A 20874-nucleotide genomic window follows, 5' to 3' on the forward strand; every position below is an offset into this window, starting at 1 on the left:
CCGAGGACCGGCCCTTACAGGCCGGAGTAGGAATGCAGTCCGTTGAAGACCACGTTCACTGCGGTGAAGTTGAAGATGATGCAACCGTAACCAATGATCGACAACCATGCGGAACGGGGCCCGGTCCAACCGCGCGTGGCACGAGCGTGCAGGTACGCCGCATAGACGACCCAGATCACGAAGGTCCACACTTCCTTGGTGTCCCAGCCCCAGTATCGCCCCCAGGCCTTATTGGCCCAGATTGCGCCCATGGCCAGGGTGAAGGTCCACATCACGAAGCCCACCGTGTTGAGACGGAAGGCGAAGTTCTCGAGCGCCTGGGATGACGGGACCAGCCGCATGAAGCCCAGTCCGGCCTTTTCCCCCTCGATCAGCTTCCGTTCGCGCCGGGACTGGAGCAGTTGGAGCACGGCCATTGCGAAGGTAATGGTGAAGACGCCCGAGGCCATGACCGCCACTGATACGTGGATCACGAGCCAGTAGGACTGGAGAGCGGGTTTGAGGTGGCCTACCGGCGTGGGGAACCCGATCGTGGCGGCGACCATCATGATCAGGGAAAGCCCGGTGACCAGTGCACCGACAAAACGCAGGTCGCGGAAGATCAGCGCGACGAGGAAGACCACGGAGACCACGAGTGCACCCGTGGTGCAGAACTCGTACATGTTGCCCCAGGGGACACGGCCCGCGGCCAGACCACGGGTCACGACGCCGATCACGTGGATCGCGCACGCAATGATCATGACGGCGACGGCGACGCTTGCGGCCGCCCGCCGTTCACCCGTATAGGTCATCGAATCGTCGGCGACGTAGTTGTTCAGCTTCGCCCTGGTTCGGGCGTTGTAGGCGCGCCCTCGGCTGCCGCCTCCCCCACCCTCCAGGAGGGCCGTCGAGACACCGGACCCGGATTTCTCGCGGTTCCGAGCGACCGAGCTCGCCCCGACCGTGGCCGGTACGCCGGTTTCATCGGCAGAGCCGGAAGCCGCCTCCGCCTTGCGCGTGGCGCGGGAATGGGACGCCAGGTCCCAGGTGAAGGCGACGAAGGACACCAGGTAGGTCACCGCGGCCAGCAGCATGAAGGTTTCGCTCCACTGGCCCAGGTTCTCGTTGATGGTCATGCTTCCCTTTCTGGAAAGACGAGGCGAGGGAGGCTCGGATGGGGCACTCCCGCGACCAGTCGGTCCGATGCGAGGAAATTATCCCTCGCTGAATTCTAGTCCCCATTCCTGGGCGAAGATTTCGGTCAGTTTGTCGGCCTCTGCCGCAAGTCTCGGGTCCTCCCCGCGCGCCAGCAACCCGTATTCCACGACGACGGCCTTGGTCCCCCCGTCGAGGGTCGTCTCGCGGGCCTTGACCCACAGTCGACGACGGGCCACGAAGAGCGAGATGATCAGGCCTCCGAAGGCGAGCAGGAAGGAGACCAGGACCACGGGCTTGCCCGGGTCGTAATGAATATCCAGGCCGGCGTACCGTTTGACTCCTTCGAACTCGATACTTCCCTTGTTGTCGGGCAGGTCGAGTTTGTTGTTCTCCTCGGTCAGCACGATTCCGCCGTTCTCCGACTTCATCGAATTGAGCTCGTTGAGCTTGTCCGTGTCGAGCACGTACACGTTCTGCGGCTTGCCGTCGTCGAGACCGAGATCCCCGGAGTACGAGGACAGGACCAGAGCCGGATTCGCCGGAGCCGCGTCTGCCGAGTACGGCATCTGTCCGGGTTGGATCACCGCGGTCGGGAGGAACATCCCGACGAAACCGAGCTGATCCGGCCCGGCGTCGGGGACCTTGAGGACCATGGACGAGGTGAAGACCTTGTCCGTCGGGAGGGAGACGACCGGGCCCTCGTAGGCCACCTTCCCGTCGCCGCCGGTGACCTTCACGATCGGCGCATAGCCATTGCCCTGGAGGTAAACGTTGTTGCCATCGATATTCAGCGGCTCGTTGACCTTGAGGGATTCCTTCTTTGCTTTCGCCCCGGGGCTGTCCTTGACCGTCATCTGTGCGTCGTAGCTGAGGTCCTGACCGTACGTCGAGGATGTTTTGTCCCGGTCGTAGGTGACATTCAGTTTGTCCAACGTGACCGAGAAATTGCGCAGCCAATCCGGGTTGTAATTGGTCCCGGGTTTGAAGGAGTCGTAGCTGATGAGGGTGTTCACATGCGATTCGCCCTCGGCCACGATCTTCTGCCCGCTGTAGCCGAATTGGCCGCCGATCGCCACGCCGACCAGCACGCCGATCATGGACGCGTGGAACAACAGGTTTCCGATCTCCCGAATGTAACCGCGTTCCGCACCGACGCTCGGTGCCGTGGAATCCTCACGGACCTCCGTCCGGTAATGACGCTTGCGCAAGATCTTGTTGGCGGCACGAACCGCACCGTCGGCCGTGAGGCCCCCCTCGACCGAGTCGACGGGGATCGTCAGAACGCGATGCTGGGGCAACCGTTTGAGGTTACTGGGTGTTCGGGGCGGCTTGGCCCTGAAGGCCTTGGCGTGCTTGATAGTCCGCGGGACGACGCACCCGATGAGAGAGATGAACAGCAGAATGTAAATGGCCGAGAACCAGGCCGAGGAGAACACGTCGAAGAGCTGCAGTTTGTCAGCGATCGGGCCCCACGTGGTGTGGGAATCCTTGTACTCCTGGACCTTCTGGGGGTCCTGAATGTTCTGGGGGAACATGGATCCCGGGACCGCGGCGACCGCGAGCAGCAGCAAGAGGAACAGCGCGGTGTTCATCTTGGTCAGTTGGGTCCAGGCCCACCTGAGCATGCCAATGGGCCCCAGGACCGGAGCGTCTTTCTTGGCTGCCTTCTTCTTGTTACTCATGCCATCCATCTTCGGTAGCGGATTTCTGCCGTGGTGGTTCGGGGACCTTCCTGGTCTCGATCACACCGGTAGCTCGTACCCCGGGCTCGATGCTTGGAGCCAGGACATCATTGCCGCCCAGAGCCCGGTCGCCATCAGCACGCCGACGACGACGAGTGCGATTCCCCCGACGATTTGCAGTGCCCGACGGTGCTTCCTGAGGAAGTCGAACATTTCTGCCGATTTCCTGAACCCGAGGGCGATCAGGAGAAACGGAACGCCCAGACCGAGGCAGTAGGCCAGTGTCAGGCCGATGGCCTTGAGACTGTTGGGGCCCTCGATGAAGACCAGCGCTTGTACCGCCGCGAAGGTCGGTCCGATGCAGGGTGCCCACCCGAGCCCGAAAGTGATGCCCAGGATCGGTGCGCCCCACAGCCCGGCGGGTGGTTTGGAGTGGATTTTCCTGTCCTTCTGGAACCATGACAGGCCGCCCATGAAGACGACGCCGAGCAGGATCACCACAAGTCCCAGAACCACTTGGATCCAGGTCTGTCCGCGCACCCACGGTGCGGCCCCGATCTGCGCGAGCACCACGGACATCAGGACGAACACGACCGAAAAACCGAGGATGAAGAGGGCCGTGCCGGCGAACATGCGTCCGCGACGCTTTCGCTGGAGATCGTTGCCGGTCAGTCCCGTGACATAGGCCAGGTAGCCCGGCACGAGGGGAAGAACACAAGGCGACGCGAAGGAGATGAGTCCCGCGAGCGCCGCCAGGGGAATGGAGGCCCAGAGCGAGCCTTCCAGCACGACGGAACCGAAGGAAGAATCTGCGGCTAGATCCAAAGCTCAACCTACGAATTCTTCGACGAGGAGTCTTTGCCCTCGACCTGGTCCTGCAGAAGCGTACGAACCACCGACTCATCGATCTGCCCGAGGACGCGTGCGGCCACACGCCCCTGGGAGTCCAGCACGAGCGTGGTCGGTACGGCCTGGGCGGGGACGTATTCGGAGAGATCCATCAGCACTCCACCCGCACGGTCTTCCACGGAGGGGTACTGGATCCCGAAGTTGCGTTCGAAGGCCTCCGCCGTTCCCTGCTCGTCCCGGAGATTGATTCCGTAGAAGTTGGCGGCATCGCCGAACTCCCCGAAGAGCTTCTGCAAGTGCGGGGCTTCGGCACGGCACGGGGCACACCCTGCGTACCAGAAATTCAGCAGACTCGGTTTGCCGGGCAGATCCGAGCCCTTCAGGGGGGTTCCGTCGAACAGCTTCCCCTCGAAGTCCACGGGCTCGCCGCGGTCCTTCTCCTTGAATTCGGTCACGGATCCGTCCCCCGAGACGTACCCTTTGCCATCTGCTGAGTTCGCCTGGTCGGCCAGCTCCGAGTTGTCCTTGTCGGAGCAAGCGGTCAAGGCGGCCAGTCCGAGCACCGAGGCCGCCGACAGCAGGCCTCGGCGCGTCATCGGCTTGGAATAAGAACTGGGCATGGGTGACTCTCTGGAAGATTTCACGATGTTGGTTCGGGGTCCGACGGCACGTTCCTCGGAAAGGTTGCCTCGAAGTCATTGTCCTCAGGCGGGGCTGGGATCGACCACGGACCCACGTATCGAATTATGAGCCCGGAAGCTGAATGACCCCTGAGTAGAGCTCGGCCGCCGGTTCACAATATTCGATCCGAGGGCGCGTTCCGGCGCTGATGTCGTCGAAGTGCAACGAAGTCAGTGACGCAAGATTGCATTGGCGCGTCCGCGGATCGTGAGGGAGGGGACGACCTTCGATGCTCGACCGAGCCATCCAGATGGGCAACTGGTGAGAGACGATCACGGCCTCGGCGCCGTCGCCTCCCCTTTCAACCGCCTCGGCCACGGCGGACTTGATCGCCTCGGCCATGCGATCGACCTGATCGCGATACGGTTCGCCCCAGGACGGACGCAGAGGGTTGACCAATTTGGGCCAGTGGCGTGGGTTGCGCAACAGTTCAGATCTGTTCACGTGCATTCCCTCGAAGTGGTTTCCCGCTTCGATGACACGCCCGTCCGAGGCGACGGGAAGCCCGAGCTTCTCGGAGATCGGGGCAGCAGTCTCCTGGGTACGCGTCAGCGGCGAGGCCGCCAGATAGGTGATGTTCGCGCCGTCGGCGGCCCTGCGCTCAAGCTCGCGGGCCGCCAGTTCGGCCATCGCCCGGCCGGTCTCGGACAGATGAAAATTGGGGAGGCAACCATAGACGATGCGATCCGGATTGTGGACCTCACCGTGCCTCAGGAGGTGAACAGTTGCACGTTGACTCATGTTTTCAGTCTCCCAGATCGGCCGACCAGCGGCCATTCGAGGAGGGCCGTGCGCAACGAGCGATGTCTCATAGTTCTTCCGGGTCGCGGCCTGCCATCATCCCCTGAAGAATCCGCCGGAGGCGAGACTTGTCGACCCGCCAGAAGTCCCGCGGAACTCCGTTGACCCGGACGACCGGAATGTCCTCGGCATGCTGCTTGAGCAGATCCAGGTGGTCCTCGACGTTGATCTCTGTCCATTCCAGGCCCAGAGGACCTGTCACCTCGTCGAGGTCTCTTTTGGCGTCCGCGCAGAGATGGCATCCGGGGCTGGTCAGCAGTTCCACGGAAATGCTCTGCTCGAAATCGCTCTCTCGCGTCATATCGGGCCCTCCGCCCGGTAAATATTGGTGCCCGATACGCATTCGGCCGCCCCTCGCTCGGTGGAGGCGGCGGCCGAAGATGCTGGGCACAAAAAGTGTCTACTTCTTGTTGCGGCGCTGGTGACGGGTCTTGCGAAGCAGCTTGCGGTGCTTCTTCTTCGCCATGCGCTTGCGGCGCTTCTTAATAACTGAACCCATAGGATCCCTACCTTGATAGTCGGACATCGATGGACGACGCGCTCTCGCACGCTCGCACCACCGGATGGCGTCCCTGCCGTCCCGTACCGAGGACAGCGGAGGCTTGCGGTCAAAACGTTCGCTCACGAAGTCTCTGGCGGGGAAAGACAAGCCCCACAGTGAGAACGTTCCTCCAATACCCTACAAGGTCGGGTCAACGATCCTCGAATCGAAGGGCAGGGGTTCCACGGCGCCGATCATTGGGCCCGCGACGAGCCGCCATGCGCACCGGATTCGTCCGCCGGTTCCATGGAGTTCAGAGTCTCCGCAACCTCCGGGGCGGAGTCCGGCATATCGGCGTCGCGCTCCTTGGTGTCCGCCACGCTGTGCGCGAGGGTCGAGGACGGCTCCAGGGGGTGGACCTCGCCGTCGGCATCTGCTTCGGGCTGGACGAAGACCGACCCCGAGGACCGTTGCTTGCGGTCAGGGTCCACGCCCGCTTCCAGGTAATGGCCTTCGATGTGTTCGGCCACCATCCGTGCCGCGAGCTCGTTGTCTCCGGCTTCGAGCGCGGCGTAGATGGCCCGGTGCTCCGCGCACAAACGCGTCGCGGTGGTCGACCACAACGGGACGTAGCCCACGAGCGAGAGGGTGTACTCGTAGATCGAGTCACGCAACCCGGTCATCAGCCCGGTCACGAGCGAATTCCCCGCCAGCCTGGTCAGGGCCACGTGGAAGGAAACCTCGAGATGATGGAAATCCTTCAGGGAAAGATCATCACGGGCCATTTCGTCCATGATCTTCGTGAGCTCGCGCATCGCCGGGTGTTCCCGGTCGGCGCGGCGCAACGCCCAAGTCTCGAGGAGCACACGGGTGTGGACGATGTCCCTCAGGGGGTACTCGGCCGTTGCCATGTGGAGCTTGAGGGCCGGGCCGGCACTCGCGGCGGGTTCGCGCACGAGCTGCGCAATCATCTGGTGCCTCTTGCCCTCATACAGCCTGAGGATTCCCATCGACTCAAGGGTCTTCAACGCCTCGTGAGTTGCGCTGCGGGAGGCCCCGACGGCCTCGGAGATTCTGCGTTCGCTCGGAAGCTCTTGTCCGAGGACGAGGTTTCCGTCGAACAGCTCGTTCTCCAGCCATTGGAGGATCTTACGGTCGGTAGCCATACGGTGGTGTGTCTTTCACTCTCGTCAACGATGAAGGTACCAGGCCGGAGGGGACTCCCCTCCTATCGCCCACGCTTCCTGGAAAACAGGTTAGCCAAAAATCCTGATTGTTTGGTCTCTCCCGCCACGTGCTGGGCTCCCGCGTACTCCCTAGTGCGGCGCACCTCCGGGTCGAGAGGCTCCCACTCCGTGGACCGCGTCTGTTCTTCGCTTTGGGGCAGGTGGGCGACGTCCTCCCGTGCGGATGCCTCGTCCGAGGCCTGCTCGCCGGGCACGACCGCCGGCGCCAGGTCCGAGGTGAGCTCCTTGATCTCGTCGGCTTCCGTTGGTTCACGAGCACTCAAGGGAGCGAGCGGGGCGAAGACCACGCCCTGGCGGACACGCCGGTGTGCGGGTCCGGGCTCCTGCACCGTCGAGGGCGCAGATGCCGGTTCAGCCCCCGAGGGCGACGCCGGCACGTCGTCGGTCCGAACGACATCGGGGGCTTCGACCTCCGGGGGCTGGGACGCCGCGACCTCGGGGGCACCCGTCTCTGGGTCGCCCGTCTCGGCGGTTTCGGCCTCGGTTCCTGCCAGTTCTGTCGCTTCCGCATCCGGGGTTTCCGAGACCAATTGGTCGGCCCATTCTCGAACCGATTCCAACGGCACGGGGTTCAGCGAGTAGAGCCGTCTCTGGCCCTGTGCCTTCATGGTCACCAAGCCGGCTTCGCGCAGCACCTTGAGATGCTTGGACACGGTCGGCTGGCTCACTCCCAGCTCGGTCACGACGTCGTTGACCGGACGGGGCCCGTCCTTCACGACGGTCAGGATCCGACGACGGGTGGGGTCTGCCACCACAGCAAACACGTCATTGCTCATGCATCCACCATAACGGTGTATTCCGTACCAAGTATGCGCACACGCCCGCCCGTTCCCTCCATGAATGTTCCGAACTCAGCGGATGGGATCCTCAGTCGAACCAGGGGTCGAGGCCCCAGAGAGGGAAAACTTCCTTGCGGGTTGCCATGACCGACCTGTCCAACACATTTCCGGGGTCGAAGCCGATCTCCCAGGACCGCCACCAGATGTCGGCCTCGTCCCCCATCAGCCGGGGCGCCCGGACCCCGTATTTTTCGGTGATGTAGCGGCGCCACGACTCCGGGGTCGGCGTCGCGACCTCGATGGGCCGATTGGCCACGATGCCGATCAGGTGCGTCCACGCACGGGGCACCGCATCCAAGCAGTTGTACCCGCCCCCTCCGGTCGCGATCCACCGGTCTTCGCAGAGTTCGTTCGCCAGGTCGGCGATCGACAGAGCCGCTTCACGCTGCGCGTCCACGCTCAAGCGCATGTGGGTCATGTCGTCTTTGAAATGTGAGTCGCACCCGTGCTGCGAGACGATGATCTCCGGCTCGAAGGCCCTGGCCAGCTGTGGCACGACCGCGTGGAAGGCCCTGAGCCAATCGGCATCCGCGACCGTCGTCGGGAGCGCCACGTTCACGGCGGTTCCGTCCGCGGCCCCCTCCGGTCCGGTCTCCGCCGCGAAACCGGTCCCGGGGAAGAGAGACATGCCCGTCTCGTGGAGGGAAATCGTCAGTACCCGAGGATCGTCCCAGAAGATGCTCTGTGTGCCGTCGCCGTGATGGGCGTCGATGTCAATGTACAGAACCTTCTCGACCCCGTGGTCCAGCAAGTACTGAATTCCGACCGCACAATCGTTGTACACGCAGAATCCGCTCGCGTGATCCCTGTGGGCGTGGTGCATGCCTCCGCCGAAGTTGATCGCGCGAGCGACCTCCTGGTCTCTGACCGCGGCTGCCGCGCGCAATGTCCCACCGGCGAGTTTGGACGCCGCCTCGTGGACCCCTGCGAATCCGGGGGTCTCCTCGCCGTCCAAACCACTGCCCGGAACCTTCAGGGCAGGGTTCTCGCTGACGGCCTTGACGATGTCCACGTACTGTTGCGAATGCGCGGTCAGCAGAGCAGCCTCGTCGGCGGCCTCGGGCTTCTCCACGGTGACGTGGCTAAGGCCGAAGAGTCCCAAGTCCTGCGCGAGATGCGCCGTCGCATCGAGGCGTCCTGGGTGCATGGGGTGGTAGTCGCCGAAGAAATATGCGGTCATCGCCGGATCCCACGTCACCAGCGAGGTCGGATCCGCACCCTGCCCACTTCCGCGAAAGTTTGTAAGTGACGTCACAGGGCTATTGTGGCACGCGTTCCGGCTCCATGCGTATTCGGGCCAGTCGGAGAGCGGGTCAGCCGCTACGCTAGGGAAGGTCAGACTGTCGTCGTCAGGAGTGTGCGTGTTGAGCAAGGACACCACCCTGACCGCGGAGCCCCGCCGCCCCGTGGATCAGGTCAGGGACCTGGTCAATCGCATCTTCGGGACCACTCCCTCACGCATTTCCATCACGTTGTTCTTCCTCGTGATCGTGCTGTGCTCGCTCATGCTCATGCTTCCTGTGGCCAGCCGATCCGGACATCCACCGGCCCTGGAGCAGGCCACATTCACGGCGACGTCAGCCGTGACCGTCACCGGCCTCACCACGCTGACCACGTCGACCCAGTGGTCCCTGTTCGGGCAGTTCGTGATTCTTCTGGGCGTCCAGATCGGCGGTCTGGGAACCCTGACCATGACGTCGTTGCTGTCCATGGCGCTCGGACGGAAGCTGGGTTTGCGGACCAAGCTCTTCGCGCAGGAAGGCCTCAACATCACCAGCCGACAGGGCAAACTCGGCGAGGTCGGCTCTCTGTTGCGCACCGTCGTGCTGACCTCCGCGAGCATCGAGGGTATCATTGCGGCCATTCTGGCTCTACGTCTCATGACGCTCGGCGAAGATCTCCCCCAGGCTCTGTGGCACGGAGTGTTCTACGGGATCTCTTCCTTCAACAACGCTGGATTCACTCCGCACACGGACGGCCTGGTTCCTTACGGCAACGACTGGTGGATTCTCTTGCCGTTGTGCGCAGGCGTCTGGGTCGGTTCCCTCGGTTTTCCCGTGATCCTCGTGGTCAGGATGTTCGGGCTCCGGCTCCGGCATTGGAACCTGAATGCACGCATCACCGTATTCGGGTCCCTGTTGTTGGTGGTTCTGGGATCATTCCTCTGGGGTGCCGCCGAGTGGAACAACCGGGACACGATCGGCAACGAGGGCATCGTGGAACGATTGCTCCATTCGGTCTTCGCTTCGGTCATGACACGGTCGGGCGGGTTCAATCTCGTGGACATGGATCAGACGAACTCGATCACCAAACTCCTGACCGACTTGCTGATGTTCGTGGGAGGAGGTTCGGGCTCAACCGCGGGTGGCGTCAAGATCACGACGATGGCGGTCATCTTCATCGCCATCGTGGCGGAGGCCCGGGGCGACCAGTACGTGATCGCCTTCCGCCGCACCATCCCGGACACCGTGTTGCGCATCGCCATCTCGGTGGTCATGATGAGCGCGACTATTGTCGTGCTCGGCACCGCGGCCCTCATGCTGATCACGCATCACCCGTTGGACGAGATCTTGTTCGAAGTCATCTCGGCCTACGCAACGTGCGGTCTGTCCGTAGGACTGTCCGCCGAGCTTCCCGCGACCGGCCTGTACGTCCTGTCCGTCATGATGTTCATCGGTCGTCTCGGAACCATCACCGTGGCCACGGGTTTGGCCCTGAGGACCCGCAGTCGCCTGTACAAGTACCCGGAAGAGAGGCCCATCATTGGCTGATCGTTCACCCCACAATGCGCCGGTTCTGGTCATCGGTCTGGGCCGTTTCGGCGCAGCGACCGCCCAGCAACTGCGCCGCCAGAACAAGGAAGTCCTGGCCATCGAGCGCGACCCGGACATGGTCCAGAAATGGTCGGGTCTCCTCACGCACGTGATCCAAGCCGATGCTTCCGACATCGATGCGTTGCGCCAGGTCGGGGCGGGCGACTTCACCTCCGCGGTGGTCGGGGTCGGCACCTCGATCGAGTCGAGCGTACTGATCACGGCGAATCTGGTGGACCTGGGGATCGAGAGAATATGGGCCAAGGCGATCACGCCGGCTCACGGCAAGATCCTCTCCCGGATCGGAGCCCATTACGTGATCTTCCCGGAAGCCGACGCCGGACGGCGCACCGCTCACCTGGTCTCGGGACGGCTCCTGGACTACATCGAATTCGACGACGACTTTGCCATCGTCAAGATGTACCCGCCCAAGGAGACGCATGGGTTCACCCTGCAGGAATCGGACGTCCGGAACCGCTACGGGGTCACGATTGTCGGCGTGAAGTCACCCGGTGAGGAATTCACCTACGCCACGGCGCGCACCAAGGTCACATCCCGCGACGTGCTGATCGTGTCAGGGCAGGTCGATCTCATCGAACGGTTCGCTGCTCGGCCATAAGGCCGTGGAGACCGCCGACCGCGCCATCTGCGGGCGTGGCCGGCGGGTTCCGGTCCGGCGAAGTTCTCAGCGGCGGAATTCCTCGACCATTTCGGCGCCCCGGCTGGCTGAGGCCTTGGCGGCCTTCTCCGTGAGTTCGATCAGGCCGCCTTCGGCGAACACGTTGATCGCACGTTCCGTGGTCCCGTTCGGGCTCGAAACCGCCTTGCGGAGGGCTTCCGGGTCGGCGTCACCCGCATGGAGCAGTTCACCGGCCCCTGACACGGTCTCCTTCGCCAAAAGGCGGGCCGTCTCGCTGTCGAGCCCCATGGCTTCCCCCGCCTTCTGCATGGCTTCGGCGAGGAAGAATGCATAGGCCGGACCGGACCCGGAGACACCGGTCACGGCGTTGATCTGGTTTTCCTCCACGTCCAGGACGGTCCCCGAATTGGCCAGGACCTCGTGCGCCAGCTGCAGCTGCTCAGAAGTGCAGTGCGACCCCGCCGCGAGGGCGATCACGCCTCGACCGACACGAGACGGAGTGTTGGGCATGGACCGGATGACCGGCTGGCCTTCGCGCAGCTCACCTTCCAGCATCGCCAGGTCAATGCCCGCGGCCACCGAAATGACCAGAGCATCCTCCTTGAGGGCGTCCTTGATCTCCGCGGCCAGGTCCAGAATTCCCTTGGGTTTGACCCCGAGGAGGACGACGTCGGCGTCCTTCACTGCCTCGAGGTTGGCCGATTCGTTGTCCTCCCCCGAGTACACGGTCACGTCCCGCTGGTCTTCCGGTAGAGATTCCTTCAGCTTGCGAGCGCTGGCTGCCGAACGGGTCGTGGCGCGGACCCGTTCCGGGGCCGTCCCGCCGGCGAGCAGGCCGGACATGATCGAGCCGTTCATGGACCCCGTTCCCAGGAACGTGATGATGGGTTCGGACATAGTTCCTCCTCTAGAGTTTCTTGCGCGGTCTGCTCCTACGTTATCGAAGGTGGCGTCGGGCGAATTCGAGGGATTCGGCCAACCACTCGTCGATCTGCCCGGTGTCCTTGGCCTTACGGGTCGAGACCTCAACCGCAACAACGCCTTTCCAGTCGGTCTCGACGAGATGGTGAAGCGTTTCTGCGACGGGTTGGGTCCCCATCCCCGGGCGGGCGTGTTCGTCCATGACGGATTGCCCGGAACCGTCGGTCAAGTGGACGTGGCCCAACCGATCGCCAAGCTGACGGACGGCGTCCAAAGAGTTCGTTCCGGAGGCGGCTGCGTGGGAGAAATCCCACGTGACCCACTCGTAGTCTTGGCCCAGCGGTGACCAGTGGGGTGCGTACATGAGAACTTCCCGTCCGGCTACACGCCACGGGTACATGTTCTCGACCGCGATCTTCACGCCTTCTTCGTCCGAAATGCGCCGCACCCCGTCCGGGAATGTTTTTGCATATTTCCGCTGCCACACGAACGGCGGGTGGGCGACCATGACGTCTGCCCCGACCCGGTGCACCATTTTTGCCGCAAGGCGTATCTTGTTCCAGGCATCGCCCCACACGTGTTGGGTCAGCAAGAGGGTTGGGGCGTGGATCGCGGCAATCGGCAGCTGATACTCCTGCACGTAGTCCAGCAACTCGTCCGGATCACGGCTGAGGGGGTTGCCCGTGATCATGACCTCCACGGCGTCGTACCCCAGGTCCCGGGCGACGGCGAACGTGTCCTTGACCCCCATCGGGAACACCGAGGACGTCGAGAGAGCAACGGGCCTCGAGGGCGACTCGGACCCCTGGGGGGCTACCGTTTCCGGAACAGATTCCTCCACCGTGATTACTCCTTGGCGATCGATGTCAGTGTTTTTGGATCGACCGTGGCCATCGAATCCTGTGAATTGAGTCGGTCCATGCGCCGGAGGATGAGCCCTTCCCTGAGTGCCCAGGGCACAGACCGCATGATCGTGATGCCGTACAGATCCATCGCGGTCTCGGCGACGATCCCTCCCGCGAGGATCTGGGCCGCTCGCTTGGAGGACACGCCGGGAAGATCGGCGCGTTCCTTCGGCGTCATCGCCTCCATCCGTCGCGTCCACAGTCGAAGGTCTTCCAGATGGAACTCACGTTTGACGTATGGACCGGCCGCGTAGGGCGCGGCCCCGCAGATGCGTGCCAAGGAACGGAACGTCTTGGACGTGCCGACCACCATGTTCGGGGACCCCGCTTTCTTCACGGTGTCGACGGCCGGCTTGAGCGTCTCCTTGACGTGCTTGCGCAGAGCCTTGATCTCCTTGGGCTTCGCCTGTTCATGGTGGATGAATTGCCGCGTGAGGCGGCCTGCACCCAGCGGAGTCGAGACGGCCACATCAGGCAACGCGTCGTCGCCTATGGCCATTTCGAAGGAACCACCGCCGATGTCCAAGTCGAGAATCGTTCCTGCACCCCAGCCTTGCCATCGTCGGACGGCGAAATAGGTGATGGCAGCTTCCTGGTCTCCGGAAATCTCGGTGAGCTTGACCCCACTGGTCGATTTGACGAAGTCCAGGACCTCCGCGCCATTGCCCGCTTCCCGGATGGCAGAGGTCGCGAAGGCCAGCAAGTCCTCCGCGTCATGCTCCGCTGCGAAGTCTCGCGCTTCGGTAACGAATGTCGTCAAGGCGTCCCGGCCGGCGTCCGAGATGTTTCCGTCCTGGTCAAGGTACTGGACCAGTTGCAACGGCATCTTGTGCGATGCATACGGTTCCGGTCGGGAACCCGGTTGCACGTCCAGCAGGAGCAGATGAACCGTGTTGGAGCCAACGTCCAGGACAGACAGCCTCATCCTATTGGTCCTTGGTTGCCGTGGACTTCGACGCCGCGGATTTCGACGCCGACTTCGAAGTCGCGGACTTAGTCCCGGAAGACTTCGCGGCCGTGGATTTGGCCGCGGATGTCTTCTTGGTTCCGGACGCAGACGAAGACTTCGTGGTCGAGGTCTTCTTGGTCGAGGCTGAGGTCTTCTTTGCCGCGGTCTTCTTGGTCGTGCCGTTCTTCTTCTTGGCCGGGCCCTTGGCTCGTTTGTCGGCAAGCAACTCCACTGCCCGGGTGTGAGTCATGGACTCAACGGTCTCGGACCTGGGAACCGTGACGTTTGTTTCCCCATCCGTCACGTACGGCCCGAAGCGCCCGTCCTTGATCACAATCGGTTTGTCGTTGCTCGGATCCTTTCCGAGTTCGGCCAGGGGCGGCTTGGCGGCTGCCCTCCCCCTCTGCTTGGGCTGAGCGTAGATCGCCAACGCCTCGTCCACGGTGATCGAAAAGATCTGCTCCTCCGAACTCAGCGAGCGCGAGTCCGTCCCCTTCTTGAGATAGGGGCCGTACCTGCCGTTCTGGGCCGTGATCTCCGTGCCTTCCTCGTCGGTGCCAACGACGCGTGGCAGTGACAGCAGTTTGAGAGCGTCCTCGAGCGTCACGGTCTGGAGCGACATCGACTTCAGAAGCGAGGCCGTTCGCGGCTTCTCCTTCTTGGGCTTCTTCGGCGGCTTGGGCTTGCCGTTCTTGTAGTACTCGACTGGTTGATTCGCCAGTTCCTCTTCGGTGAGCTCGGGAACCACTTCGGTCACGTAGGGCCCGAAACGGCCGTCCTTGGCCAGAATCGTGCGACCGTTCTCCGGGTTGGTTCCCAGCTCCCTGCCGTCCGCCTTGCCCTGCTCGATGAGTTCGGCAGCTTTTTCGGCCGTGAGCTCGTCAGGTGCGAGATCGCTGGGCACGTTCGCCCGGATCGGGTCCTTGATCTCCCCGGTCTCCTCGTCCACCGTTCCACCGGTCTCGAGGTAGGGGCCGTATCGTCCGACCCTGAGCGTCACGCCATCCGCGATCTCGATGGAGTTCACGGCCCGAGCGTCTATCTCGCCCAGGTTCTCCACGATCGGCTTCAGCCCGTTCCTGGACGCATTTCCGAAGTAGAAACCGGTCAACCAGTCGGTTCGTTGCTCTTCGCCCCGCGCGATCCTGTCGAGGTCCTCCTCCATTTCCGCGGTGAACTCGTAGTCGACGTAGCGGGAGAAGTGTTCCTCCAGGAGCCGGACCACGGAGAAAGCGGTCCAGGAAGGCACCAATGAGCCCGAGCGGTTGTTGACGTATCCGCGATCCATGATCGTCGAAATGACCGCTGCATACGTGGACGGACGTCCGATCCCCAAGTCGTCCATGGCCTTCACGAGGGAGGCCTCGGTGTAGCGGGGAGGCGGGGACGTCTCGTGGGCGTTCGCCTCGATGTCGCGGCCGGTGAGCCGGTCGCCCTCGACCATGTTCGGGAGTCGTTTGTCGTCGCCGTCCTTGGTGTCGTCCGCATCCCGAGCAGCGTCCTTGCCTTCCTCGTAGGCGGCCATGAATCCCCGGAAGGTGATGACGGTACCCGATGCCGAGAACTCCGCCGTCCGGGAATCGCTGGTCTGCGCTGCGAGCTTGATGGACGCCGTCTGCCCCTTGGCGTCGGCCATCTGCGAGGCCACGGTGCGCTTCCAAATCAATTCGTAGAGCCGGAATTCGTCCGAAGACAGCCTGGACTTGACCGCGGCCGGTGTGCGAAAGGAGTCACCTGCGGGACGAATTGCCTCGTGGGCCTCCTGGGCATTCTTCGACTTCGAGGCATAGAGCCGCGGCTTGGAGGGGACGTGATCGGCGCCGTAGAGCTCGGTCGCCTGCGCACGCGCAGCGTTCACGGCCTGGTCCGAGAGCGCGACCGAGTCCGTACGCATGTAGGTGATGTAACCGTTCTCGTACAGACGCTGAGCGACCTGCATGGTCGATCGGGAGGAAAACCGCAGCTTTCGGGCGGACTCCTGCTGCAGAGTCGAGGTCGTGAACGGCGCGGCCGGACGACGGGTATACGGCTTGGTCTCCACCGAGGAGACCGAGAACTCCGAGCCCTCCAGGGCAGAAACCAGGCCGCGGGCCGTCTCTTCGTCGAGGTGCGCGACCTTGGATCGAGCGCTCTGCTTGAGCTCCCCGGAATCCGCGAAGTCCTTGCCGGACGCCACGCGCATCCCGTCCAGTGCCGAGAGCTTGGCCTTGAAGCTCTCCGACGCCTTCGTCTCGAAGACTCCCGCCAGGTCCCAGTACTGCGCCGACCGGAATTTCATGCGTTCCCGCTCGCGCTCGACGACCAGGCGGGTTGCGACCGATTGCACGCGGCCCGCGGAAAGGCCCTGGGACACCTTGCGCCACAGAACCGGCGACAGCTCGTAACCGTAGATCCTGTCAAGCACGCGCCGAGTTTCCTGCGCGTCGACGAGAGAATCGTCAATCGATCGCACGTTCTCGAATCCGCGCTCGACAGCTTCCTTGGTGATTTCGGGGAAGGTCACGCGGTGAACTGGCACTTTGGGCTTGAGGACCTCGAGAAGATGCCACGCAATGGCCTCGCCCTCGCGGTCCGCATCGGTGGCCAGATACAAGGCGTCACATTCTTTGAGCAGACGCTTGAGTTCGGTGACCTTCTTCTTCTTGTCAGGGTTGACCACGTAGTACGGCTCGAACCCTTGGTCGATGTCCACAGCGAACTTGCCGACGGGGGTCTTCTTGAGCTCGGTGGGCAATTCCGAGGGCTGGGGAAGGTCCCGGATGTGGCCCATGGACGACTCGACGACATACGCGTCCCCCAAGTAACCCCCGATGGTTTTGACCTTCGAAGGAGACTCCACAATGAGGAGGCTCTTGCCGGTCGTCTTGCCCTTGCCCTGTGTTGGCACGTCGCTCCTTGTGTCCGTACTGGTCGATACGCCCCCACAATAGCCGAGGATCAGAAGGCTCTCGTCATGTATCCACAGACTCGAAGGAACGAGCCTGTTTCGACCTGAAGGGGTTCGGGCCCAGGCTACCGCGCACTCGGAACTCGCAACTGCGGGGGCCCAGCGGTTCGCTCACCGCGTGCAATGGTCCGGATAGGCCCTACTCGTCGATGTCGAGGAACCCACCCTCGGTCAAGGCGCGGACGCGGGCAAACAGCTCGGAACGTTGTTCCTCGTCATTCCATTCGAGCAGGGCAGCCAAGGCATCCGCAATCTGGCCGATACTGAGCTGTCCATCACATGCGGAGACGAAACCGGCGGCTTCCGTGGTCATCACCTCGGTGCGACGCAGCCCCGCCCCCTGTCGGAGCAGAATGACTCCGGGATGTTCGGCGCCCGGACGCTGATGCCTCTCCTCCGTCACGTCCTCGGACACCGTCAGATGCAAGGTAGCAAGGTCGTCATCGCTGATACCCGCCAGAGCATCGTGGGCGTCGACCGCGCTCGAGAGGAACGGCGCAATGGGTTGCTGGATGGGGTGCTCGATCGTTTCGAACCTGCGCATCGAGGGGGATCCCGGCGCACGCCTAAGCCACACCATTCCGAAGCCGATGGCTGCGATGCCGCGGTTCGAGAAGTCGGCCATGTAGTCCAGATAGGCCGTCTCGTAGGATTCCCGGTCCCTGTTCTGGCTCGCATCCCGCAACCACGTTTCCGCATACTGCTCAGGTGATGTCTCTTCGCGCTGGATGAACCAGGCGTCGCTGTCATCGGACAACCATGCGCGCGGCCGGCGGTCCCAGGACTCGCGCCCCTGCTCCGCTTCGGGGTCCGAAAGAATCTCCCAGTTCCCCAGCATCTGTGCGCGCCCGCCCGGGTTCAATACTTCGGGAACGCGGCGCACCAGGGTCGAGACGATCTCATCGCCGGGCAGACCCCCGTCCCGATACGTGTAGAGGTCTGTCTCACCTGTTCTCCGTGGGGTGATGACGAACGGTGGGTTCGAGACCACCAAGTCGAAGGTTTCCCCTTGGACCGGCTCCAGGAGACTTCCCAGCCGCAGGCTCACCCGATCATCGATCGCGGCCGGGTCCAGGCCCAGGGCGGATGCGTTGAGCACCAGGTTGAAACGGGTCATGGCGAGTGCGCGAGCGGAGATATCGGTTGCCGTCACGTGGTCGCAGTGCGCCAGCAAGTGAAATACCTGGATTCCGCATCCGGTCCCCAGGTCCAGGGCCCTCTTCACGGCTCGACGCTCCGTGAGCTGAGCCAGGGTCAGTGATGCCTGTCCGATTCCCAGCACGTAGTCCCTCGGCAGGGCGCCGTCCGTCTGGTGCGACCCCAGATCCGAGACGACCCAGAGATCCGTTCCGTCGTCGGCCGAGTGGGGCCGGAGGTCGAAGGCCGCACGGAATCTTCCCCGACCTGCGTCGTCGTGCGTCTCCGCCGGCAAGAGCATGTTGAGTCGCTCAAGGACACCGGAGGCGCCTTCGCCCAGGGTCGCATCCAGAGCTTCGGCGGTCATCACGCCGCCCAGCATGAAGAATTCGACGACGCCGGCGAGTCGTCGCTGCCCGGCCCGCGCCGTCGCACGCCCGCTGAGAAGCTCGTCGATCCTGTGCTGGGCGGGAACCATCTGTTCCCTGGCCATGGCCTCGAACGGACCGTCCCCGAGGGGTCGCAGCACCCCCTCGTGGGAATAGTCGACGGCGGCCAACGCCTCGGCCAGGCTTTCCACGGCGTCGGCGTCGTCGCTGAACGGGGTCGCGGATACACGGGAGAATTCGGGTGCGGAAGTCACGGTCCCAGTCTACGAGGTCCTTAATTGGTTTACGTCGCAATCAACTCGGGGCATAGTTGGGGGCATGAACGGGAATCAGGAAAGCCACACGACTCGCGGCGCGTACGTGACCCAGGGGAAAGAATTCACACGGGACACCCAATACATCGAGGACCGCGTCGTCTCGGATTCCGGGCTCGAGCCCGGCGCCGACCAGAGAGAACAGGGGATCTGGCCCGTCGAAGCCGGCAGGTATCGGCTCGTTGCGGCACGGGCGTGCCCGTGGGCCAATCGCACGATCATCGTCCGTAGGCTCCTGGGCCTGGAGAACGCCATCTCGATCGGTATGCCCGGACCGACTCACGACGTCCGTTCTTGGACATTTGATCTGGACCCGCAGGGGAAGGACCCGGTGCTGGGCATCGAGCGGCTTCAGGAAGCCTACTTCCGCCGTTTCCCCGAGTACCCTCGCGGCATCACCGTTCCGGCGATCGTGGACATTCCCTCGGGAGAAGTGGTCACGAACAACTTCCCCCAGATCACTGAGGACTTCGCCAAGCAGTGGAGGGCGTTCCACCGCCAGGGAGCTCCGAATCTGTGGCCGGAGGACCAGGAAGAAGAGATGAGGGACGCCATGCACCGCGTCTTCACGGAGGTCAACAACGGGGTGTACCGATGTGGTTTCGCGGGGTCCCAAGAAGCCTACGAGAACGCGTACCGGAGGCTCTGGACCGCCCTCGACTGGCTGGAGGAGCGCTTGTCCGACCGCCGCTTCCTCATGGGCGATCACATCACCGAAGCAGACATTCGACTGTTCACGACCCTGGCACGGTTTGACGTCGTCTATTTCTCCCATTTCAAGGCAAATCGACAGTTGCTCGCGACCCTGCCCCATCTCTGGGGATACGCCCGCGACCTGTTCCAGACCCCCGGCTTCGGGGACACCATAGACTTCGTGCAGATCAAGGAGCATTACTACGGGGTGCAGAAAGACATCAATCCGACGGGAATCGTGCCGGTCGGACCGGACGTCTCCGGCTGGCTGACCGACCCTGGCCGTGACCACCTGGGCGGCAGCCCCTTCGACGCCGCAGCCGGTGCGACGGCACCCGGTCCGGTCCGTCCCGAAGAACGTGTCGAACCGGGACACAATCCGCTGTACCCGACAACCTCTTAGGCCACGGTCTCATCGCTCGAGGGTTCCACGGTCGCGACGTCGCCCGATGCGCACCCACTCGGGCAGGTGGGGCTCCCCTGCCGACAATCCGGGCACAACAGGATCAGGTCTCGACACTGTTGATTGCTGCAGTTCTCGAACCGGTTGGCTCCTGCACCGCAGGACTCGCATTCGCCGATGGTCACGGCGTCGGGGGTGAACTCCATGTGCATTCGCCGGTCGAAGACATAAAGGGATCCTTCCCAGAGCCCGGCATCCCCGTATTCCTCCCCGTATCGGACGATCCCGCCGTCGATCTGGTAGACATCCTCGAAACCGCGGTTCTTCATGAGCGCGGACAGGATCTCGCACCGAATTCCGCCGGTGCAGTAGGTCACGACCTTCTTGGACTTGAGGTCGTCATACTTGCCCGATTCGAGTTCGTCCAGGAAATCGTGCGTGGTCCTGGTGCTCGGGACGATCGCGTTCTTGAATCGACCGATTTGGGCTTCGAAAGCGTTCCGGCCGTCGAAGAAGACGACGTCGTCGCCCTCGCGTTCGACGAGTTCGTTGACTTGTTCCGGGCTCAGGTGGGTTCCGCCGCCGACCACCCCGTTCTCGTCCACGGCAAGTTCGTCCGCTGCGCCGAAGGCCACGATCTCGTCCCGCGCCTTGACGGACAGTCGTGGAAAGTCCTCGGCTCCGCCGTCCGACCACTTGAATTCCATGGTGCGGAACCCGGAGTACTGGCGCGTGGTTCGCGCGTACTGCTTGACGGCATTGATCTCGCCCCCGACGGTCCCGTTGATGCCGTGCTCGGAGACCAGGATCCGGCCCCGCAAGCCCAGCTTTTCGCATAGGGCCCGCTGCCACAGCACCACGGCCTCTGGATCCGCGATCGGGACGAACTGGTAATAGAGAACGATTCGAGAAATTGCCACGACAGCAGTTTAGGCGAGGCGGTGTACTGGACCGAGGCCTTTTCCCGCCACTCGGATGCATCTCACACGGCCCTCATGGCCAGGCGCTGAAGGCAGAGGACCGAAGGCCGAGGGACCGCAGGTCTG

Annotated in this window: 19 protein-coding genes; 3 read left to right on the top strand and 16 right to left on the bottom strand. The window is 63.3% G+C overall.

The genetic code is table 11. The annotated features are described in order from the left end of the window. Window positions 1–14: 14 nt before the first annotated feature. The 10 genes from ccsB to AB0Y14_RS04915 all read right to left on the bottom strand — a co-directional run bounded on the left by ccsB (window position 15) and on the right by AB0Y14_RS04915 (window position 8897). Complete coding sequence (gene ccsB, locus AB0Y14_RS04870; RefSeq protein ID WP_436588081.1) at window positions 15–1115, bottom strand: c-type cytochrome biogenesis protein CcsB; 1101 nt, start codon at window positions 1113–1115, stop codon at window positions 15–17. A 78-nt stretch (window positions 1116–1193) separates the two neighbouring features. After that, entirely contained in the window at window positions 1194–2819 is a 1626-nt protein-coding gene (gene resB, locus AB0Y14_RS04875) for a cytochrome c biogenesis protein ResB (protein WP_436588082.1), read from the bottom strand. Window positions 2820–2879: 60 nt separating this feature from the next. Further along, window positions 2880–3644 (bottom strand): cytochrome c biogenesis CcdA family protein, encoded by a 765-nt coding sequence (locus AB0Y14_RS04880; protein ID WP_436588083.1) that lies wholly within the window; start codon window positions 3642–3644, stop codon window positions 2880–2882. An 8-nt stretch (window positions 3645–3652) separates the two neighbouring features. Further along, window positions 3653–4288 carry a TlpA family protein disulfide reductase gene (locus AB0Y14_RS04885; RefSeq protein WP_436588084.1) on the bottom strand — a complete coding sequence of 212 codons (636 nt, stop codon included), beginning with the start codon at window positions 4286–4288 and terminating at the stop codon, window positions 3653–3655. A gap of 124 nt (window positions 4289–4412) precedes the next feature. Beyond that, the gene (locus AB0Y14_RS04890; protein WP_436588085.1) at window positions 4413–5090 is read right to left on the bottom strand and encodes a histidine phosphatase family protein; all 678 of its coding nucleotides are present in this window, start codon (window positions 5088–5090) and stop codon (window positions 4413–4415) included. 67 nt (window positions 5091–5157) lie between these two features. Continuing rightward, a complete protein-coding gene (locus AB0Y14_RS04895; protein WP_436588086.1) occupies window positions 5158–5451 on the bottom strand; it encodes a glutaredoxin family protein in 294 nt (97 codons plus the stop codon). Window positions 5452–5550: 99 nt separating this feature from the next. Continuing rightward, window positions 5551–5649, bottom strand: a complete 99-nt coding sequence (locus AB0Y14_RS04900) for a 30S ribosomal protein bS22 (RefSeq protein ID WP_003792170.1) — start codon at window positions 5647–5649, stop codon at window positions 5551–5553. A gap of 236 nt (window positions 5650–5885) precedes the next feature. Further along, a complete protein-coding gene (locus tag AB0Y14_RS04905; RefSeq protein ID WP_129314714.1) occupies window positions 5886–6797 on the bottom strand; it encodes a FadR/GntR family transcriptional regulator in 912 nt (303 codons plus the stop codon). Between the two features lie 62 nt (window positions 6798–6859). Then, on the bottom strand, window positions 6860–7654 hold the full coding sequence (locus AB0Y14_RS04910; protein WP_436588087.1) for a metalloregulator ArsR/SmtB family transcription factor: 795 nt from the start codon (window positions 7652–7654) through the stop codon (window positions 6860–6862). 91 nt (window positions 7655–7745) lie between these two features. Beyond that, window positions 7746–8897, bottom strand: a complete 1152-nt coding sequence (locus AB0Y14_RS04915) for an acetoin utilization protein AcuC (RefSeq protein ID WP_436588828.1) — start codon at window positions 8895–8897, stop codon at window positions 7746–7748. A gap of 181 nt (window positions 8898–9078) precedes the next feature. On the opposite strand from AB0Y14_RS04915, the gene AB0Y14_RS04920 reads away from it, so the two are divergent. Further along, on the top strand, window positions 9079–10488 hold the full coding sequence (locus tag AB0Y14_RS04920) for a TrkH family potassium uptake protein (protein ID WP_436588088.1): 1410 nt from the start codon (window positions 9079–9081) through the stop codon (window positions 10486–10488). Next, window positions 10481–11149, top strand: a complete 669-nt coding sequence (locus AB0Y14_RS04925) for a potassium channel family protein (protein WP_129314710.1) — start codon at window positions 10481–10483, stop codon at window positions 11147–11149. Before AB0Y14_RS04920 ends, AB0Y14_RS04925 begins: the two co-directional genes overlap by 8 nt. A gap of 66 nt (window positions 11150–11215) precedes the next feature. Here AB0Y14_RS04925 and proC read toward each other — a convergent pair whose 3' ends face one another. The 5 genes from proC to AB0Y14_RS04950 form a co-directional block, all read right to left on the bottom strand. Beyond that, window positions 11216–12067, bottom strand: coding sequence for a pyrroline-5-carboxylate reductase (gene proC, locus AB0Y14_RS04930; protein ID WP_436588089.1), 852 nt, complete (start codon window positions 12065–12067; stop codon window positions 11216–11218). Between the two features lie 40 nt (window positions 12068–12107). Continuing rightward, window positions 12108–12842: a sugar phosphate isomerase/epimerase family protein gene (locus AB0Y14_RS04935; protein ID WP_436588829.1), complete on the bottom strand. Its 735-nt coding sequence runs from the start codon at window positions 12840–12842 to the stop codon at window positions 12108–12110. Between the two features lie 95 nt (window positions 12843–12937). Beyond that, the gene (locus AB0Y14_RS04940; protein WP_436588090.1) at window positions 12938–13921 is read right to left on the bottom strand and encodes a Ppx/GppA phosphatase family protein; all 984 of its coding nucleotides are present in this window, start codon (window positions 13919–13921) and stop codon (window positions 12938–12940) included. Window position 13922: 1 nt separating this feature from the next. Then, the gene (gene topA, locus AB0Y14_RS04945; protein WP_436588091.1) at window positions 13923–16832 is read right to left on the bottom strand and encodes a type I DNA topoisomerase; all 2910 of its coding nucleotides are present in this window, start codon (window positions 16830–16832) and stop codon (window positions 13923–13925) included. A gap of 199 nt (window positions 16833–17031) precedes the next feature. Then, the gene (locus AB0Y14_RS04950) at window positions 17032–18672 is read right to left on the bottom strand and encodes a methyltransferase (RefSeq protein WP_436588092.1); all 1641 of its coding nucleotides are present in this window, start codon (window positions 18670–18672) and stop codon (window positions 17032–17034) included. A 64-nt stretch (window positions 18673–18736) separates the two neighbouring features. On the opposite strand from AB0Y14_RS04950, the gene AB0Y14_RS04955 reads away from it, so the two are divergent. Beyond that, window positions 18737–19828 carry a glutathione S-transferase C-terminal domain-containing protein gene (locus AB0Y14_RS04955; RefSeq protein ID WP_436588093.1) on the top strand — a complete coding sequence of 364 codons (1092 nt, stop codon included), beginning with the start codon at window positions 18737–18739 and terminating at the stop codon, window positions 19826–19828. On the opposite strand, the gene trhO is transcribed toward AB0Y14_RS04955, so the two are convergent. After that, window positions 19825–20748: an oxygen-dependent tRNA uridine(34) hydroxylase TrhO gene (gene trhO / locus AB0Y14_RS04960; RefSeq protein WP_436588094.1), complete on the bottom strand. Its 924-nt coding sequence runs from the start codon at window positions 20746–20748 to the stop codon at window positions 19825–19827. The two genes, AB0Y14_RS04955 and trhO, sit on opposite strands and share 4 nt — an antisense overlap. Window positions 20749–20874 lie beyond the last annotated feature (126 nt).

The organism is Rothia sp. HC945, assembly GCF_051370785.1.
Classification (GTDB): domain Bacteria; phylum Actinomycetota; class Actinomycetes; order Actinomycetales; family Micrococcaceae; genus Rothia.

Bases quoted from the DNA above. Each gene is read 5' to 3' on its own strand.
- ccsB (WP_436588081.1), bottom strand. From the start codon at position 1,115: ATGACCATCAACGAGAACCTGGGCCAGTGGAGCGAAACCTTCATGCTG.
- AB0Y14_RS04955 (WP_436588093.1), top strand. From the start codon at position 18,737: ATGAACGGGAATCAGGAAAGCCACACGACTCGCGGCGCGTACGTGACC.
- AB0Y14_RS04900 (WP_003792170.1), bottom strand. From the start codon at position 5,649: ATGGGTTCAGTTATTAAGAAGCGCCGCAAGCGCATGGCGAAGAAGAAG.
- AB0Y14_RS04910 (WP_436588087.1), bottom strand. From the start codon at position 7,654: ATGAGCAATGACGTGTTTGCTGTGGTGGCAGACCCCACCCGTCGTCGG.
- AB0Y14_RS04895 (WP_436588086.1), bottom strand. From the start codon at position 5,451: ATGACGCGAGAGAGCGATTTCGAGCAGAGCATTTCCGTGGAACTGCTG.
- proC (WP_436588089.1), bottom strand. From the start codon at position 12,067: ATGTCCGAACCCATCATCACGTTCCTGGGAACGGGGTCCATGAACGGC.
- AB0Y14_RS04890 (WP_436588085.1), bottom strand. From the start codon at position 5,090: ATGAGTCAACGTGCAACTGTTCACCTCCTGAGGCACGGTGAGGTCCAC.
- AB0Y14_RS04885 (WP_436588084.1), bottom strand. From the start codon at position 4,288: ATGCCCAGTTCTTATTCCAAGCCGATGACGCGCCGAGGCCTGCTGTCG.
- AB0Y14_RS04905 (WP_129314714.1), bottom strand. From the start codon at position 6,797: ATGGCTACCGACCGTAAGATCCTCCAATGGCTGGAGAACGAGCTGTTC.
- AB0Y14_RS04935 (WP_436588829.1), bottom strand. From the start codon at position 12,842: ATGGGGGTCAAGGACACGTTCGCCGTCGCCCGGGACCTGGGGTACGAC.
- resB (WP_436588082.1), bottom strand. From the start codon at position 2,819: ATGAGTAACAAGAAGAAGGCAGCCAAGAAAGACGCTCCGGTCCTGGGG.
- AB0Y14_RS04915 (WP_436588828.1), bottom strand. From the start codon at position 8,897: ATGACCGCATATTTCTTCGGCGACTACCACCCCATGCACCCAGGACGC.
- AB0Y14_RS04940 (WP_436588090.1), bottom strand. From the start codon at position 13,921: ATGAGGCTGTCTGTCCTGGACGTTGGCTCCAACACGGTTCATCTGCTC.